At 55.4% G+C, this 17,997-nt stretch carries 13 protein-coding genes and 1 pseudogene; 8 read left to right on the plus strand and 6 right to left on the minus strand.

All coding sequences use genetic code 11. The features are described from left to right. Positions 1 to 185, plus strand: a pseudogene (groEL, locus tag IVB13_RS09540) (chaperonin GroEL); the annotation flags it as partial. 126 nt (positions 186 to 311) lie between these two features. Here the strand turns inward: groEL and IVB13_RS09545 are convergent. The 4 genes from IVB13_RS09545 to IVB13_RS09560 all read right to left on the minus strand — a co-directional run bounded on the left by IVB13_RS09545 (position 312) and on the right by IVB13_RS09560 (position 5,122). Further along, the gene (locus IVB13_RS09545; protein ID WP_247488605.1) at positions 312 to 521 is read right to left on the minus strand and encodes a hypothetical protein; all 210 of its coding nucleotides are present in this window, start codon (positions 519 to 521) and stop codon (positions 312 to 314) included. A gap of 412 nt (positions 522 to 933) precedes the next feature. After that, positions 934 to 1,881, minus strand: a complete 948-nt coding sequence (locus IVB13_RS09550; RefSeq protein WP_247488607.1) for a hypothetical protein — start codon at positions 1,879 to 1,881, stop codon at positions 934 to 936. Positions 1,882 to 2,185: 304 nt separating this feature from the next. Next, positions 2,186 to 2,869, minus strand: a complete 684-nt coding sequence (locus IVB13_RS09555; protein WP_247488608.1) for a UPF0149 family protein — start codon at positions 2,867 to 2,869, stop codon at positions 2,186 to 2,188. A 75-nt stretch (positions 2,870 to 2,944) separates the two neighbouring features. After that, positions 2,945 to 5,122, minus strand: coding sequence for an ATP-dependent RecD-like DNA helicase (locus tag IVB13_RS09560; protein WP_247488610.1), 2,178 nt, complete (start codon positions 5,120 to 5,122; stop codon positions 2,945 to 2,947). A gap of 788 nt (positions 5,123 to 5,910) precedes the next feature. Here IVB13_RS09560 and IVB13_RS09565 point away from each other — a divergent pair. From IVB13_RS09565 to IVB13_RS09580, 4 genes are all read left to right on the plus strand, one after another. Continuing rightward, positions 5,911 to 7,221, plus strand: a complete 1,311-nt coding sequence (locus tag IVB13_RS09565; protein ID WP_247488612.1) for an ADP-ribosylglycohydrolase family protein — start codon at positions 5,911 to 5,913, stop codon at positions 7,219 to 7,221. Beyond that, positions 7,221 to 8,483, plus strand: coding sequence for an MBL fold metallo-hydrolase (locus tag IVB13_RS09570; protein ID WP_247488614.1), 1,263 nt, complete (start codon positions 7,221 to 7,223; stop codon positions 8,481 to 8,483). The genes IVB13_RS09565 and IVB13_RS09570 overlap by 1 nt, the downstream gene beginning before the upstream one ends. A 37-nt stretch (positions 8,484 to 8,520) precedes the next feature. Then, a complete protein-coding gene (locus IVB13_RS09575) occupies positions 8,521 to 9,432 on the plus strand; it encodes a hypothetical protein (protein WP_247488616.1) in 912 nt (303 codons plus the stop codon). A 118-nt stretch (positions 9,433 to 9,550) separates the two neighbouring features. Then, the gene (locus tag IVB13_RS09580; RefSeq protein ID WP_247488617.1) at positions 9,551 to 11,143 is read left to right on the plus strand and encodes a DUF2779 domain-containing protein; all 1,593 of its coding nucleotides are present in this window, start codon (positions 9,551 to 9,553) and stop codon (positions 11,141 to 11,143) included. A 265-nt stretch (positions 11,144 to 11,408) separates the two neighbouring features. On the opposite strand, the gene IVB13_RS09585 is transcribed toward IVB13_RS09580, so the two are convergent. Both IVB13_RS09585 and IVB13_RS09590 read right to left on the minus strand, forming a co-directional pair. Then, the gene (locus IVB13_RS09585) at positions 11,409 to 12,422 is read right to left on the minus strand and encodes an agmatine deiminase family protein (protein ID WP_256467686.1); all 1,014 of its coding nucleotides are present in this window, start codon (positions 12,420 to 12,422) and stop codon (positions 11,409 to 11,411) included. Then, a complete protein-coding gene (locus tag IVB13_RS09590; RefSeq protein ID WP_247488621.1) occupies positions 12,419 to 13,147 on the minus strand; it encodes a DNA-3-methyladenine glycosylase in 729 nt (242 codons plus the stop codon). The genes IVB13_RS09585 and IVB13_RS09590 overlap by 4 nt, the downstream gene beginning before the upstream one ends. Positions 13,148 to 13,792: 645 nt before the next feature. On the opposite strand from IVB13_RS09590, the gene IVB13_RS09595 reads away from it, so the two are divergent. From IVB13_RS09595 to IVB13_RS09605, 3 genes are all read left to right on the plus strand, one after another. Then, positions 13,793 to 14,659, plus strand: a complete 867-nt coding sequence (locus IVB13_RS09595) for a hypothetical protein (RefSeq protein ID WP_247488623.1) — start codon at positions 13,793 to 13,795, stop codon at positions 14,657 to 14,659. A 381-nt stretch (positions 14,660 to 15,040) separates the two neighbouring features. Next, positions 15,041 to 16,579, plus strand: a complete 1,539-nt coding sequence (locus tag IVB13_RS09600; RefSeq protein WP_247488625.1) for a reverse transcriptase domain-containing protein — start codon at positions 15,041 to 15,043, stop codon at positions 16,577 to 16,579. A 414-nt stretch (positions 16,580 to 16,993) separates the two neighbouring features. Beyond that, on the plus strand, positions 16,994 to 17,974 hold the full coding sequence (locus tag IVB13_RS09605; protein ID WP_247488627.1) for a site-specific integrase: 981 nt from the start codon (positions 16,994 to 16,996) through the stop codon (positions 17,972 to 17,974). Positions 17,975 to 17,997 lie beyond the last annotated feature (23 nt).

The raw sequence follows: 17,997 nt of genomic DNA on the forward strand, positions 1-17,997 counted from the left end.
ACGTCAACCTGATCTCGAAGGGCATCATCGACCCGACCAAGGTGGTGCGTGTGGCGATCCAGAACGCAGCCTCGGTTGCGGCCCTGCTGATCACCACGGAAGCCATGGTCGCCGAGCTGCCCAAGAAGGGCGGCGCCGGTCCGGCAATGCCTCAGGGCGGCGGCATGGGTGGTATGGATTTCTAAGTCAACGGTGCCGAGCTCAACCGTAGAGAGGCCTGGCAGCAATGCCGGGCCTTCACGTTGGAATGCGTTCAACGGCGACAGTAAAACCGCTGCGGCTGCACAGCTCCCCCATGCAGTAGAGACGTCCTATCGCTTTTTCTTCTTCCCAAAAATTTCGTTCCAATTGTCCTTATAGGCTTTGGATACTGCCTTCTGACCCTCGCCCATATCTTGCCTTTTCGGTGCAGCGTCCGGTTTGTTTTCGGTCTTGGTCGAAGATTCCGGCTTGGCTTCGACAACCTTGTTCTCGGCGTTCGGCGTTTTAAGCGAAGTGTCTTTGGCCTTATTAACTGACATTGTTTTTCCTTACAGGCGTAGGGCGACGCGCCAGCAGCCGTCTGGCTATGTAAGCCGATCAAAAATCTAGAACAACCGCCGCAGGCCTGGATTTTTTCGCATGGGTGCATGGCTGCCGACAGATGCGTCGCTATGACGGAGAATGCGACAGACCGTGGCCCCGGCGAGGCAAAGCTCTGTCGATCGAATTCCGAAGAGAAATCAATGGTTACACCGACAGAATTGTCGTCGACTTCACCAACCGCCACACGGGCGGCACCCAAATAGATGCGGAGCAAACGCTGGCGGCGGCGGTGTGCCTCCGGGTGGCGGCGGCATGGGCGGCATGGGTGGTATGGATTTCTAAGTCCAACCGTTCCGAGCTTAACAAGAAAGGCCCGGCAGCAGTGCTGGGGTTGGGACCGCAACTGAACTATGCGGCGTGTCGGCGCGCCATTTCTGTTAGGGCGTCGAGCCCCTTTTCCGTCAATGAATAAGGCGCTGCCTGCTCTTGGCTGGTCTTTTGCACTAATTCCTTCCGCTTCAAATATTGCATGAGAGCATTTATCGAAGCGTGCGGTATTTCTAGAGCATTTTTCAAATCTCTGATCCGCAATGATCGTGCGGTGCGTATAGCCGCGAGCACCGCGCGAACGCGATCTGATTCGACGGGCAACCGAGGCGCGTGCGCCAAACGGGCGTCCGGTTGGCGTTGCGGATGGTTTAACCCTGTCGCATTGATCTGATAGACCGTTCTATCAGCAAGTCCTTCCTGCGCCACGACAAAGTGCCTAGCAACAAAACCATCGAGGATCTTCTGAACAATTTTCTCTTGTAGCAATACCGCAAGCCTTATCTTGGTTGCATCGGTCGCGTAGGCTCCCGGAATTGCCGAAAGCACTCGCGCCTCATCGTGTGACAGCAAAACAGTCTTGTCCTTGGTGCGCGAGACGACCTCAAGAATTCTTTCTGGGTCCCCGAATTTCACAAGCGCTCGCGCGTGAAGTTTGACCACAATCTGACGAACTCTTTGAAGAGTGATGCCTAACCTTTCGGCGAGTTCATCACCGTGCATCGGCCGGTCTAAAACATCGAGCAAACGCTGCGCGCCAGGGCCAGGAAGTGCGCTACCGCGCCGAATTCGGTCCGGAATTGTCTTGAAGCGACAGTTTCTTCCACGCGGCGTGAAATACCACGCGTTCATCTCGCCGCGCCTTGCAAGTCCGAGCTCCCTCAGTGCTTCTAGTGCCGTTGCTGCTTTTTTGAGATCAAGCTTGGCTTGTATTGCAATTTCAGTCTTGGATTCTTTGCGGGATCTAAGCGCGGCAAGGCAAGCCGCTTGGGATTCAGTCAGAACGAGACTCTGAACTTTGGTATCCATGCTGGCTCTCCGCCTGATTCGGACAAGGCAATAGTGTGCGGCACATAGCGACAAAACACAGGCACCGTCAGCAACAATCCACAACGCGATCAGATAGCTCAATCTCCCCACGAGGGCGCATACATCCGGGTCACTTTCCAGCGCCCAGTTCCGACACGCCTTGGGTGCGCCGACGCCCGCGATCAGCCAATTATGGGTAGCGATGTCCTAGAAGCATTTTCGGAGTGTTCATCCTATGCCGCCTGTGTCGGCAGTGAGTTTCAATCGGATCCTTGGGGGTAAGCGCCCATTTCTCGGCAATCGGTTAAGGCATGGTCAGTTGAGGCCGCCGCTTGTATTTCTTTCCCGACCCGCATGGGCATGGCTCGTTACGGCCGACCTTTCCGAAGTTTGGTGCCTCCTCTCTGAATTGGCCGCCAACTTGCTGGCCGATCCGCCAAGCATTGAGGGTTTCGATGTAGTGCGGAATGAGATCAGGAGCTTCGGCGGTAATCTCGTCGATCTGTTCTTTTGCAAGCGTGCTTTCGCCACGACCGATCTGCACAAGGGCGACGAGGCCTGCCAGTGCACTGAGCGCGCCTCCATCGCCACCCCGCACTTTGGCCCAGGCTTCGGGGCGCAGTTGCAGGGCGGTGTCGAAACCGTCGATCCAGATTTCCCAGAGAATCTCATTGTGTCGCATATCGACGTCGAACAACGGTTCGTAGTGCCCGCCCCCGCGCTGAAGCTCGGCTGCGACGGCGTTGTAGCGCTCCATAATCAACCCAACCAATTGCTCCGCTTGGTTGGTGTTTTCGAAGACGGGCGCCGCATCCTTGTTCCCACGGCCCCATACCATCGGTAGCCATTCGCTGGGCATGATCAGGTCGGGACAGACAAGGATGCCAGCGAGGAACCCGTCGAGCTCGGAGAGTAACATCGCCTCGTCGTCGTCCAGGCTGGCGAGTAGCTTCTCAAGCTGCTTTAGGCGACGTGGAATATCCGACATTTGGGTTTCGACTCGATACCGGATGTTCCAGGTTAGCCCTTGAATGGGAGAGCATGACCACCGTGTTATTTTATGTCAGGCCGTGGCTTGACGTGACGCACCGCTCAGCCATTCGTTTGTTTTCGACCATCGCCCGCGCCCCGAGACATTCCGAACAGCGATAGCGACAGCCTTCTTCTGACCAACAAGGACGACAAGCTTCTTGCCGCGGGTGACTCCGGTATAAAGCAGATTTCGTTGCAACATGGCGTAATGCTGGGTCATGACCGGAATCACAATGGCGGGATATTCTGAGCCCTGACTCTTGTGGATCGTCGCTGCGTAGGCGGGCACCAGTGTGTCGAGTTCGCCAAAGGCGTAAGTAACCGCGCGACCGTCAAAACTGGCTAGAAGCTCACCGTCCTCGAGATCGACCTCGTCAATATAACCGATGTCGCCATTGTAGACCTCCTTGTCGTAGTCGTTCTGAATTTGCATGACCTTGTCACCAGGCGCGAAGGTCCATCCAAAGCGTTCGACCTTCTTCTCGCCCGCTGGATTCAATGCCGCTTGCAGCTCAATATTGAGCGAGCGAGCCCCCACACCGCCTCTATTCATTGGGCACAGGACCTGAATGTCACGGATGGGATCGAAGCCGAAGCGCGCGGGGATCCGGGTCTTTACCAGCTCGACGATGCGCTGCACGGCGATTTCCGGCTCTTCCGCTTGGACGAAATAGAAATCGCTATCGCTTCCAGGCGGGCTGAGATCGGGAATGATGCCTTGGTTGATGCGATGGGCGGTGGTGATGATGCGACTTTGCGCGGCCTGCCGGAACACCTCGGTCAATCGCACCACTGGTATGGAGCCAGAAGAGATTATGTCCGCCAGCACCTGGCCCGGCCCTACGGAGGGAAGTTGGTCAATATCGCCAACAATCAAGAGAGCTGCGGTGGCAGGCACAGCCTTCATGAGTGCCTGCATCAGCATGACGTCCACCATGGAGGCTTCGTCGATAACCAACAGGTCGCAATCGAGTGGATTGTCATCACCGCGCTTGAACCCACCCGTCTTTGGGTCGACTTCAAGCAGCCGATGGATGGTTTTTGCTTCAAATCCTGTCGCCTCGGTCATGCGCTTGGCGGCGCGGCCGGTGGGCGCGCAGAGCAGAAGCTCCACGCGCTTCGCCGCGAGAATGCGCAAAATACCTTTGACGATGGTGGTCTTGCCGACGCCCGGGCCTCCGGTCATCACCAGGGTTTTCGACATAAGCGCGAGTTTAATGGCCGCGACTTGGCTTTCCGCAAGGGCAAGCCTGATCCGTTCCTCGACCCACGGCAATGCCTTGTCGGGATCGATCCACGCCCAAGGAAGCTTACCATTGGCAAGTTGAACCAGCCGCTCAGCAATGATGCGCTCGGCCCGGTGCAGACCTGCCAGAAATATACAGCGTGTTTGGCCGACACTATCGGCAACGACCGCGCCCTCCGATGTTTCAAGATCAAGTGCCGTCCGAACGAGGTCTATCGGAACCTCGAGCAGCTTCTCGGCCAACGGCATCAGGTCGTCCAGCGGCAAACCACAGTGTCCCTCGTCCATTGCCTCCGTGAGGGCGAACGAGATGCCAGCCCTAACCCGGATGATGGCTGTCTTCTCGATCCCGAGCTTCATGGCAATCGCGTCGGCTGTCTTGAATCCTATGCCCCGAATATCCCGAGCCAGACGATAAGGATTCTCGGACATGACCTGCACGGCATCGGCGCCGTAGGTCTTGAAAATCCGCACCGCTCGCGCGGTGCCCACGCCATTACTGTGCAGAAAGACCATGATCTCGCGAATGATCTTCTGTTCGGCCCAGGCGCCGGTAATGCGGCTGGCTCGAACAGCGCCGATGCCCGTGACCTCACGAAGGCGCTCGGGTTCGGCTTCGATCGTGTCGAACACCTTCTCGCCGAAGGCGCGCACCAGCTTCTTGGCGTAGACCGGTCCGATGCCTCGTATCATGCCAGATCCGAGGTATTTCTCGATGCCGTCAAGCGACGTCGGCTCCGAAGTCTTCAGAAACTTCGCCTTAAATTGCTGACCATGCGTGCGATCGTTGATCCATTCGCCGGATGCCGTAACCCACTCGCCGGCGGAGATGACAGCCGCATGCCCAATCACCGTGACCAGTTCGCGGTGCCCACGTGCCTTAATCCGCAGGACACAAAAGCCGCTTTCCTCGTTGTGAAACGTCACGCGCTCGACCGGGCCCGCCAGAACTTCCTGTGTCATTGGCTGAGACTGAGTTTTCATTGAAAGTGCTTCACTGGTCCGGTGCTGCGATTTGGGCTGTTACCACGACCGCAGCAAGCAATATCATCCACCCGAGACACATATGGTCAAGATCACTTGCACTTGACGGGCGTCAAAGGCTGCCTCGCCAAACTGATTGGCAACCCGCCCAGCTAACGCCGATGGGTGTTATCGGCAAGGATTTGGGCGTGCCCTATGGCAAGTGCGGGCACAACCATTCCGCAGCTCTTTTCCTTTGTATGGACCGCGGCCCTGGCCGGGCAAAGCTCTGACGTGAAAACCGCCTTTTAAATCGAAGCCCATTTGCTTTGCGATTCTGGCTAACTCACGATCCGCCACGATGGTGGCGCAGCCAATGGACCGCTGCCCTCCGAAGCTGGATAGTCCTGAAGCTCCGCTTGCCTGGCCCCCTTATTTTTATCGATCTCCCGCACGGTTTTCTTCGCGACATTCGCGGTGAGTTGAAGGAACGGCACAGCCGGGCCACGTTTTTACGCGCTTTGCAGCCTTTTCGGCATACCAGTGATCGCGCAATACATTTCAGCCGAGCCAAACCTCCGGAATCGAAGGACGATCAGTTTCAAGAGTGTGACCTAAATGTCACGCGACGCTTATGTTTGAAAAAGCCCGCAATTTCTCGAGCCCTCATTTGAATATATAGAGTGTCATTGCAATGGAGCTGCTTCGCTTTGCCGGAACTTCGAAACCCGCGTTACTGTATTTTTTGGTTTGTTGCCCAGCCGGCCTCCGCCCCACAGCCGTCTCGCATGGCAGGCTATTTCTCAGAAATTTCTGCCTCGGATCGGCCTTCGCGGGAAGGATATTACAGCTGCTCGCTTTACCGGGACGAAATCTGGCCTTCGATCGAAGCTACGTATGATTTTATCGGCTACCGCGATCCCCATCATTTCGCGGGTGGCTGGGTCAGCGTTCGTGCAGACGGCTCCGCGTCTTATTTGATCGACCCCGCGTTAAACACGCCGGAATTCCTGAACGTGATTGCCGCCCAGACCGGCACGGAGCTCGTAAGAGCAAGGATAGCCGTCACTGGTAAGCGCGCTCCCGCACACATCGGGGCGCCGGTCGCCAACGACTACGATGCCCACATCCCGTTTGGCGTCAAAGCCGAGAAAAGTTCAGAGCCAAAGCTGGGCAGGTTTATCGAGGACAGCGCCTATGGCGCAATGCTCGGGCTTGCGGTTGGCGACGCGATTGGCGTTCCGCTCGAATTTTCGGAGCGAGATGCACTCCCGCACGTCTCCGAGATGATTGGTGGCGGTCCATTCGGGCTGGAGCCTGGCGAATGGACCGATGACACCAGCATGGCGCTTTGCCTGGCTGACTCGCTGATCGCGCAACGCACTTTCGACGGCTTCGATGTCCTCAACCGTTTTGTCCGCTGGTGGGAAGACGGCGAGAACAGCGTGAACGGCCGATGTTTTGACATCGGGATCACGACGAGAGCCGCACTTGAGCGATATGCCCGGCTGGGAACGCCGGCCGGCGATGGGGCGCACAACAAGAACCATGCCGGTAACGGCTCCATAATGCGACTAGCGCCCATCGCCGTCTTCGCCGCGCACGATCGCAGCGAAGCTGTGCGCCTGGCCCATCGCCAGAGCATGCTGACGCACGCCAATAGGCTGGCCGCGAGCGCCTGCGAGTTCTTCGCCACACTGTTGGTCGAGGCGATGCGCGGGACGGACAGAAACACCGTATTGCGATCGCGCTTCTGGTTCAGTCACCCGGAACTGAACGCCATCGCCGCCGGAAACTGGATTGGAAAGACACGCGATGAGATTTCCTCCTCCGGCTACGTTATTTCCACGCTGGAGGCTGCGCTGTGGTGTGTGCATCGCACCTCGTCATTCGAGGAAGCAATCATTCTCGCGGTCAATCTCGGCAATGATTCCGATACGGTGGGTGCCGTGACCGGACAGCTTGCCGGCGCAATCTACGGACGCTCCGGCATTCCCACGCGATGGCTTGAGCAACTCGCCTGGAGAGAGGACATCGAAAGACGTATTGGATTGCTCGTGAAGGCTGCTAACAGTGGCAACGGGAAGGCCGAGAATTAATGACAATCAGCAACGCCCTATTTCGCGGGCGCGTCCACCGCGGAACGCAACAGATCGGCGGCAGCTGTATCGAGCTGGAAGCCGATGGCGCGAGAATACTTCTCGATGTCGGGCTGCCACTCGATGCTGATGGTGTCTCCGAAGAGTTGCTGCCTGATGTGAGCGGCCTCCAAAGCGACGACCCGTCCCTGAATGCAATCGTTATTTCGCACGGCCACGGCGACCATTGGGGCCTGTTGCCCCTGTGCAAGCCGAAAATTCCGCTCGCCATGGGCGCTGCCACCGCACGTATTATGAGCGCAGCGGCGCCGTTTGTGCCCAACTTCTTCGTGCCGGAAATAACATTCGAGCTAATTGACCGGAAGCTGCTCCAGATCGGTCCGTTCAGCATCACGCCGTATCTCGTGGATCATTCCGCCTACGACGCATATGCCCTAACGATCGAGGCATGTGGTCGACGGCTGTTCTATAGCGGCGACATTCGATCACATGGCCGCAAAGGCGCATTGTTCGAACGGCTGGTGAATAATCCACCGACAGGCATCGACACAATGTTGATGGAAGGCTCAAGCTTGGGCCGACTTGATGAGCTCGCCCAGTTCCCGACCGAAACGGAGATCGAAACCAGGCTGGCAGATGCCTTCAGGCTGCCGGGCTTCATCATGATCTCTGCCTCCGCGCAGAATATCGACCGAATGGTTAGTATCTACCGCGCTTGTAAACGCACCGGCCGGACGCTGTTACTCGATCTCTATGCGATGGAAATATTGCGCGCCTCGGGCAACTCCAACCTGCCGAATGTTGGCTGGCCCAACCTCTCTATCTACGTGCCGGAATATCAGCGCCGACAGATAGCCAAGAACAAGCGCTTCGATCTGTTACAGCCCTATAAGTCTGCGCGGATCTACCGCGAACACCTGACCGACATCGCTGATAAGACGGTTATGTTGTTCAGACCAGCAATGGCCCGTGACGTTGAAGCCGCCAAGCTCTGGGACGGCGCGAGATCGATCTGGTCGCAATGGGATGGTTATCTCAAGGAGGGCCCCGGCGCTAAGCTAAAGGCCGACTTTGCAGGGCGCGGCATAGCGCTCGACGTTCTCCATACATCGGGACACGCCAGCATCGCCGACCTCAAACGCCTTGCAAAGGCAATCAATCCTGCGACTCTGATTCCGATTCATACATTCGAGGGCGATAGCTTCTCGAAATATTTTAATAACGTCACGCGGCGCAGCGACGGCGAGGGGTGGGATGTCTAACTCACTTACGCCTCTCTGTAATGAGGATGAAAGCATCGTGAACAACCCAATTTTACAAAAGCATTTTGGCGACATCGCTGGGCTGAAAGCGCATAAATTTTTCACAGATACGGGGCTGATGGCAGACTTGCGCGCGGGCAACGTCTTTCCTGCTGTTCGCAAGGAAGAGGTGCACTTCTACTACGGCGGCGCCCGACTGTGCGTTTACAAAACGGGCCGTGTCTACACCAACAATCGATATCTCAAGATTTCAGACAACGGACAATCAAGGGATGTAGCCATTCCCAAAGAGTGGTTCACATGCGAAAGTTATGAGTCAATTAAAGAAAACTGCAGAACGTATCGACCTGTCGAAGGCGAACTCCCGGTAGTCAGCCAGCTCTTCCCCATGTTTTCTCTGGCGGCCGACAGATTGCCGGATAATCAGGCGAGATTGATAGATATCGAATGTCGTTTTCCCGGCACCCCTAAAACAAAAACGGCACAAGACATGATCGATTGCCTTTTTATAACGGCAGGTGGAACCCTCGTATTTGTTGAGGTAAAACTGAGTTCAAACAAAGAAGCGCGCAGTGATGGCAAACGCGAGCCGAAGGTAGCAAGCCAACTCCAGCGCTATCGAAGTCAATTTGGATCGAAGCCCCTCCGTGACGAAATAACGAAGGTCTATACGGGCGTAAATGCCACAATATTGGAACTCATGGGCAGCGAGGTGCGACAACATTTGGTGCCGAAAAGATTATTCCAAAGCGTCCCTCTGCTGATTGTTGGGAAGAAAGCCAGTGTGTCGCCTCAGGGGAAGGAGGCCTGGCAAGGTCAATTGCTCGCAACTTCGCTCGATCTGAAAGCTGAAATCATTGGCCTGGACGGAAGAAGCGAAAAAATGTGCAGCGCTCTCTGTGATTTTTTCTCCACGCTAGACCGCGATTCTACAGAAGCAACCCTGTAACCCTTTCGCTCAATTTTTTGATCCGCTCAGAAAGAGCTCAAAGAAGTGGTCACAATAGGCGAAGGTTTGATGACCTGCCTAAGAAATGATGATCTAAAATGTTTAGTCTGGTGATGCTTTGCTCCTATTTGTAATCGGGGATATTCACGGCTGTTTCGACAAGCTGCAACGGCTTATCGCTGCATGCGATGCCTTTCGGGGTAGCCAGAGCGCCCGGTTCATTTTTCTCGGCGATTTTATTGATCGCGGACCACTGAGCAAAGATGTCATGAATCTGCTAATCCAAGGGGAAAAGTCGCTTGATCGTGAGTTTGTCTGCCTCCGCGGCAACCATGAGGAAATGTTGATCCGTGCTGCCAGTGGTGATCGATCCGATCGCGATCTAATGACTTGGTGGGGAAATGGCGGCGAAGCAACGCTGAAGAGTTACGGTGTGGACGACCCCAGCGATTTGCCCGTTGAGCATCTAGCTTGGATGCGAAGCCTCCGGCGAGAGACAAGCGACGATCATCGGATGTTTGTTCATGCTGGGATCAGGCCCGGAGTGCCGCTTTCGTCCCAATCAGACGAAGATCTTCTATGGATTCGGGAGCCGTTCCTGTCGTCCGAAGAAGACCACGGCATTCTCGTGGTGCACGGCCATACGCCGACTTGCAACCGGCAGCCCGATGTTCGTCTAAATCGAGTAAATATCGATACCGGCGCTTGCTTCGGTGGCCCTCTTACTGCAGCGGTCTTCGTTAGAGATGAGGTCTTACCGATGTTCTTCATTGAGGATTCCGGCAAGATTTCACCCGCGATCACCCGGGTCTCCCATCATCCAAAAAACACGGACATGCGAATGAGAACGTCATTTCGAAGTGCTGACTTTTCAACGACACCTTCGTCGGGACCGGAGTGGCACGTGACCGTTCTACCCTACGGCGGCGGCAAGCGGTGGCTTGCGGAAGGTATCGACGACCTTCTTGCTATTGACCGCTCTCGGCTTACGAGCGTTATCCACCAGAGAGTCTACGATGCCACCGTGACAGGCGAGGCCTATCACGATGTCGAAGGCGCCCGCTCTGCGATGGAGGGCTGGGCTTATCCGAGGACCTGGATTGACTTCGAGACGGTTTCATTTGCCTCACCGCGCTGGACAGGCACGCATCCGAACCAGGCTATTCCGTTTCAGTTCTCTGCGCACGTCGAGCAGAGCAACGGGAGCGTCGAGCATCGCGAGTTCCTTAGCCTCGATGGCAACGATCCGCGTCGCACATGTGCCGAAGCGCTGCTGGAGGCGGTCCCGTCGACCGGTGCGGTGATCGCCTACAATGTCAGCTTTGAACGGAGCTGCGTCATCCGGCTGGCGAACGCATTTCCGGATCTAGAAGACAAACTCCGGTCTATCGCCAGCCGCCTCGTCGATCTACATCCGGTGACACGGGACAACTGGTATCATCGAGATCAACGAGGAAAATGGTCTATAAAAGCTGTTTTGCCCACAGTTGCAGGTGAACTGGGCTATGCACACCTGGAAGTGAAAGATGGCAAGAGCATCGGCAGATTTTATCGCGAGGCCATCGCTGTAGATACCAGCGCGTCTCGTCGCCAAGCCATCGATGCCGCACTGCGCGCTTACTGCGGGCTAGACACGAGGGCCATGATGGTCGTTGCAGCAGCCCTGCTGGGGAATCAGTATGTAATTTCGTCTGCAGTGCCGCGCTCTTAAGCGTTCGACAGACCATCCACTCGTCCACTGAATGGACCACGGCCCTGGCAGGGCAAAGCTCTACTGCGGAATTTTCATTGAAAATCAATGCCCGGGCAGTTCTGCGATTCCCCGCGATCGCAACCCGGCACCAAAGTGGCGCAGGTAGTGACACGGCTGCCCTCCGAAGCTGAACCGGAAAACTCGCGACCCTGACCTCGTGCTATGCGGGCGGGTTTGTGCGTGCGGCACTGGGGCGGGACCCAGGACCGATGATCCAGCAACATCAATCGTGCTTCGGAACGGGCTGCGTGAGGCATCGGATACCGCCACCGCCTGACGCAATGTGCTCGATGTTCAACATGCGGACCACGCGCCCAGGAAATTCGGTTTTGAGAACTTCCTCTGCCCGTTTGTCGGATTCGGGCTCACCAAAACACGGCGCGATTACCGCTCCATTCGCCAGATATGAGTTCAGATAGACGGGTGCAAACAGCGGACCGCGCCCTCTCTGCAGGCTTTGCGAAGGAGGAGCAAAGATGCGCAGAGTAAAGGGAATTCCGTCAGCGTTACGCGCATTCGACAGAAGCTCTATGTCTCTCGTTCGTATCTCATCAAGGTAGCCGCCATTACCCGAGGGCCCTTCAACGAGAAGTCTGCAGCAACTCGTGAACATTACATAGCCATCAATGTGACCGCTGGTGATTGGCTCTTCCGGGTCGCCTTCCAGCCAGATTACCTTCCTGGCACCTATCGATCTAAGGAAGACTTCGATCGCGTGCTGATCAGTGATCGGATTGCGGTTGGGGTTCAGCAGACAGCTTTTTGTAGTAATGAACGTTCCATGGCCATCCGTTATGAACGCGCCCCCCTCCGCAATGAACGGTGCGGCAATACGAGGGCAACCGAAGCTCATGAGCGTGGAGACCTTATCACCTGGCCGTCTGGGGCGATCGCGTGTTGACCCCCATCCGTTAAAATTCCAGTCGATCGCGACCGGCTTTCCGTCGCTGATCGCGAAAGTGGGGCATATGTCACGCAACCAGATGTCATCGACGGGTGCTTCCATTAGCTTGACTGAGTCGGGAAAGCGCTGTTGCCGTGCTTGTCGCATGCGTTTAGGTGGAACGAGCAACCGAACCGTTTCAAACTCTGCGATTGTTGAAATTACAGCGCGTAATTCTTCGAGAACGCGAGCATGCGATTCTCCCCACTCTGAATGGACTGCCCAAGACATGTAGCAACAAGAGTGGCCTTCCCATTCCGCTGGGATAGTCACGAAGGCGTGGTTTATAGTCATAGACTTTTTGAAACGTATTGGGTGAAGGATTGTGTCGGACTCACGTGTTTCGAACCGGCCAAACCGAATCTCCAATATCGAGCGATAGCGAGTCTCGCCTCCGGCCGAGAGTGGCACTCAGGAGGTTCCTTAGCCAGTTGCTTCTGGATCCCGACCCGGGGTCCACAGACGATCTGTCTACTCCCCGTTCTCATTCGTAAATCAAAAGGGTGTTCGAGGATCGAAACTGCCATCTCCTGAGTTTTCTTGTAGAGATTTCGGTCGATACCTACAGCGTCGCAAATCTTAGTGGGCCCGTTGCACAAATTGAATTCGGTGAAGTCCTTGCGACCAAATTTCTCGTGCCGCTCGATCATGATCGCCTGCGAGGAAGCCGCAGGTTCAATAGCTCGGATCAAGACGGCGCTGCCGTAATCGACGCGATCCGTGACAAAATTGATCGAAGGTGCTCCGGAACCATTCTCATAGATGTAAAGATGGGCTGGCGCGAGGCGCATGGGTTTGCTGTAAGGCCTGGGCCTTCTGCATTCATCTGAATAGCAGTGAGACGCATAATCCGACTCGTCGTAAGCTTCTGTCTCTACGATCATGCCTCCCGCTTTTTTGCCTTCCAGTTCAAAGAATAGAAAGCAGCCGATCAAGTCCGGCGCAACAACCTCCGCGGGCCTATCAAAGAACTCGCACTTGAGTGGGCTCGCATTGATGCAACTTTTTTGGTCGATCATTTAACGTTTTTGCCTTGTTTTTGGTCCCAGTTGTCGGTCGGATTCAGCCGTCAGGAGTGATAGCCGAACGAGCAAGCAACTCAGCAATTCGGCTGAGCTCTCGCAGCTCCTGGCCCGCATCACTCTTCTCAACGGCCCGCTCTATGAGCACGTCGTCCCAGACCAATATCTTTCGGACACTTGGTGGAAGGTTTGTGCTCTCCACGTCAGATACTCTAGCCGTCCAGTAATCGAGCTGTTCGGATCAGCTCCTTCTCGGATCGCTCACCAACGTGCGGAGCTCCAATAGCTCTGACGTTCCATTTTTCGCTCGTCCACTGAGCAATCAACGCGCCGATACACACGATCGAATGATAGATATGCTTCGGAAATTTATCGCCCATGTGCCCGCGGATTTCCGAGTCGCTCAAATGAGAGACCGAGGGACAGCCGCATACCTCTTGAGGTCGGGCACTGTTTCGAGATCGAAAACGTTAAGAAGCTCACGGGCAATCTCCCAAAGGCACAACAACTTGCAATTGTCTCCGCCTTAGCTAATCTCACCAGGGAATGATTACTGCGCTTTACTGATTGAGGTTTCCTAAAACGACCGAGAACGTTTTTTCTGTTACCAATCCACTTCGAGAACGCCTTTAGAGCATCCAGATGTATCAGACCGTATTAGAAGCACTGCAACAATTAGCTGATAGCGGCGTAAACTTCGGTGTTGAGAACAGCCGCAAGGGCGAAAGAGAATTCCAGAACGCACTCGGTGGCAAGCTCCAGGAGCTAACTCGAATGGACGAGTGGAGCTGGCGCTATCATGCAAGAAAGGAAGAACGATTCAAAACACAGGCGCTCACTAACACAAGCTCAATAGCGGTGGACTTGGTCGGCCGACATCAAGAATGTGGCGCGGTAGCAATAGAACTGAAATATGTTGCGATAAAGCCGAACGGAGTTGCGCCCCAGGATGCTTACGCTTTCCCGTGGGACGTAGCTAAGGATTGCCTCAAGCTAGACCTATTGCGAGCCGGACGTTGTGAGCCGGCGAAGGGAGGAAGTGCTCTTCCCGACCCAAGCAAGCTCCAGACCTACTGTATCGGGATGACCAGCTGGCCGGTGTTCTGGGAGGGGCGGGAGAAATTTGCTTGGGCCACGAACTTCCTTGCACAGATCCAACCGTCAGTCGCGCGATTTGAAGGCCTGATTCACACGATTGGGCCGTCTGAAAAAACGGTGTCCTATCATAAGCGACACCACATTTCATTCGGTCGCGTTTGGACCGGCGAATGGAGGGACTACACGAAAGGGTTCCGTTACATTTTTCTGCGTCCGGAGACGAACAGCGTGCCGGCTTGGACCCACCACAAAGACCGGAGTATTGACGAACAATCTCAGATAATCCCGTTTCTCAACGTGGGAGCACGCCAGGAATGGGAGCGCCGATACTCACTAGAAAAAGCGAATGCGGGAATAGCGGAACGCGAACGATCTAGTTCATCAGAACATCCGCAGAGTGGCGCAGTCTAGCCATTGCCAATGTTTGATTGACCTTCTGAAGAGATTTGGGGGAACGATGGATCATGATGAACTTGCCGCCCGCGCGGCCGTTGCCAATTGGGTATGAGAGGAAGGCAAGCTTTCAACCGAGTTTCGTAGGATGAAGAAGTTGGAGGCTGACCAACTCCGAGGTTTTCTGATCAAGTGGCAACTCGCTAGAACGAGCCCAACCGAGCAACGCGGATCTACAAGCTTTTTTGCGAGATCGTTGGCACTCTTGCCGAGCGCCTCAAGATCACGACAGAAGAAGCGGAGATGCGTCTGTTCTCGGAAGGACGGGGCAAGGGACGATGGCGCGAGTATCTCAAGCTGCAGGATCAATCTAGCCATAATTAAAACGTCGAGTGTGGAATGCCAACTATTGCACCTGCTACCATAACCTGGTCGATCGATCACTTGTTGACGCACGGTGACACTGATATCTTTCCTTATCCTCTCGAATTCCGCTTCCTTGCTGATCGGAAAGCCGAGATTGCAGCTGACTTGGCCAAGCAGGAGATAGGAAGTTATCGTCCCATGAGCGCTTTGGAATCCCTCGTTCCAAAGAGCCGATATAATTTCCGCGTCGCGCATCAGTTATTTCCGATAGATTGCGTCCTTCTCACAAGTGCCATTCATGTAATCGGCCCCGAGCTGGAAAAAAGCCGTCTCCTTCCAGATCAAGGACCATTCTCTTACCGCTATCTGCCGAACGAAAACTTTGACTTGTTTTCTGAAAACTGTCGTTACGGTGATTGGCTTCACAATCAGTATTTGCGCCTCCCTTTTGCAGAGGACGAATACACGCACGTCGTTGAGGCCGATATCTCGGAGTTTTATCAACGCATCTATCATCATCGACTAGAGAACACACTTCTGGTTGCGACAACGAACAAGCCGGTCGCGCGGTTCTTAAAGCAGTTCATTTCGGACGTCAGAGCCCGGCAGTCGTTCGGAATACCTGTAGGAGGCAATGCCAGTCGCCTGCTGGCCGAACTTCTGCTGAATGACACTGACCGCGCCTTGATCGCTGAAGGATATGAGTTCACCAGATATGTAGATGACTTTCGGCTCTACCTTAAAAGTGACCAGGATCCGTATGCAGCCCTAGCATTCCTGTCCGAGCATTTGATGACAAATGAGGGACTATTTCTGGCGAGCGCAAAAACCAGGGTTCACACATTAGAAGAATATCTTGAGCGGTTGAACGTCTCGAGCGGCGAAGACACTGCTCAGGCCGATGAGTCTGCTGTGCAGCGGCTTTTGGAAGCGATCTACGATTCCGAAGATTCGACGGATGCCGTTGAAGCACTCAAGTCAGAAGATCTTATCGGTGATCTAAAAGCAGAGCTGAGCAATGAATTCTGGGATAGTGGTCGAATTCGCGTATTGTTGCGATGCATGAAGTTTACGAAGGCGGCGGATGCTGCCGAGTTCATCAAAGGCCACGTGCGGGAGTTGCTACCTTTCGCAAAGGACGTCGTCCTACTGATCGAGGAGCTAGTTAAGGATGGAAGCGAACTCTTCAACGGTATAGCCGATGAGATCGTAAAGCTCATCCTTGACCCAGCGGCTCAACGCCTGAGCGTCACCAGGGCTTGGCTGTTCGAACTCTTCATTAGAGGAGTTATTCCGATCGGCTACGAACAGGCAAAACCGCTTTTCGAGCTCAACGGAACGCTTGATATCCGACAAATTTTCGTCCTAAGGGGACAGCTTTCTGACGTCAACTTCTTCCGTCAGCGAAAGACAAAGATGGATGAACTGACCCCGTGGGTTCAGCCCGCCTTCATTTACGCCGCGCACTGCTTGCCCTCTGATGAATACAAAGCCTGGCTTGGAACGCTGAAGGGACGCCTTTCGTTTCCATTGTCTGACCTTTTCTGTAAGTGGGCCGAGCAACGCGCGTAGTTCATACAGATCAAGAACGTGATGCGCCGAGGTCGGCATTCACCGCGATTATGCTCCTCTGGAATGGATTTATGCTTCTAGCAAAACTGCCGTCGCAGTCCGCTTTGCGGAATGGATCCTTGCCGAGCTTGCAACGCGGTTCGCTGGATCTAAATCGCAGTGAGCTACCGGAAAAGATGCGAGCCGATGGAGCGTTGCCTCAGCACGGCAACGCAACCTGATCACAACGACCGCTGACACTGTGCGGTCCCCTTTGATCCGACAGGGATTTTCGAATTCCCGATCGGGGTGTGGCTCGGAATAGGCACAGTAGCGGCACAACCGGATTTCCCAGCACCGCGCAGGGATAGTCCTTGGCACCGAGTCACCGGCGTCCTTCACTCTATTAAACCAGAGTGATCCGCAAACGACGTCATGGCTACAATCCGCAAACTCAGAGGGCGCTGGCAGGCGCAGGTGCGTCGTCGAGGGGTCCCTCCTCGGGCCAAGTCGTTCGACACCAAGACTGCAGCGGAACGTTGGGCCCGCGATCTTGAGGCGGAAGCCGATAAATCTGGCTGGATCGCTGACACGCGCGCTGCAGAGAAGACCACCCTTGGAGAGCTTCTCGCCCGTTACGCCAATGAGGTGACGCCTACCAAGCGTGGGGCCGTCTCCGAGAAAGCGCGTATCAACTCGATTGTGCGCTGCGCCATCTCGCACCGAACGCTCGCCAAACTGACCAGCTCAGATGTCGCAACCTATAGGGACGAGCGGCTCAAGACAGTGGCTCCGGCGACAGTTGTTCGAGAGCTCAATACGATATCGCACGCGATCGAGATCGCGACCCGCGAGTGGGGCATCTGGGTGCCGCGCAATCCGGTGAAGATGGTGCGTCGCCCGCCAGTCCCACGTGGCCGCACGCGTCGCCTTGAAGAAGGCGAGGAGCAGCGGCTGCTCGACAGCTGCGACCGCGGCCGAACTCCGCTGCTGAAGCCCTTGATCACCCTCGCTATAGAAACAGCAATGCGGCGAGGTGAACTATTGGACCTCCGATGGGAACACGTCGACCTCAAGCGAGGCGTCGCCCATTTAGCGTTGACCAAAAACGGCGACAGCCGCGACGTTCCCTTGTCACGCCGCGCTGTTCAGACTCTGCAGGAATTGCGGAGCGCCGGCGTTAGACACGATCGCGTGTTCGCCGTAACCGGGAATTCAGTGCGACTGGCGTTTGAACATCTTCGAGTCCGCGCCGGAATGTCAGATTTGCACTTCCACGACCTACGCCACGAAGCGATTTCCCGGCTCTTTGAGCGCGGTTTCAACATCGCCGAGGTCAGCGCGATCTCGGGACATCGGGAAATGAAGAGTATGCGTCCGGTGAAGGCCGCCTTGCCGAATGAGGCTTGTTGTTGAGAACTGTCCTTATGGACAGTGAT

The organism is Bradyrhizobium sp. 17 (genome assembly GCF_023073515.1).
In the GTDB taxonomy this organism is placed as follows: Bacteria; Pseudomonadota; Alphaproteobacteria; order Rhizobiales; family Xanthobacteraceae; genus Bradyrhizobium; species Bradyrhizobium canariense_D.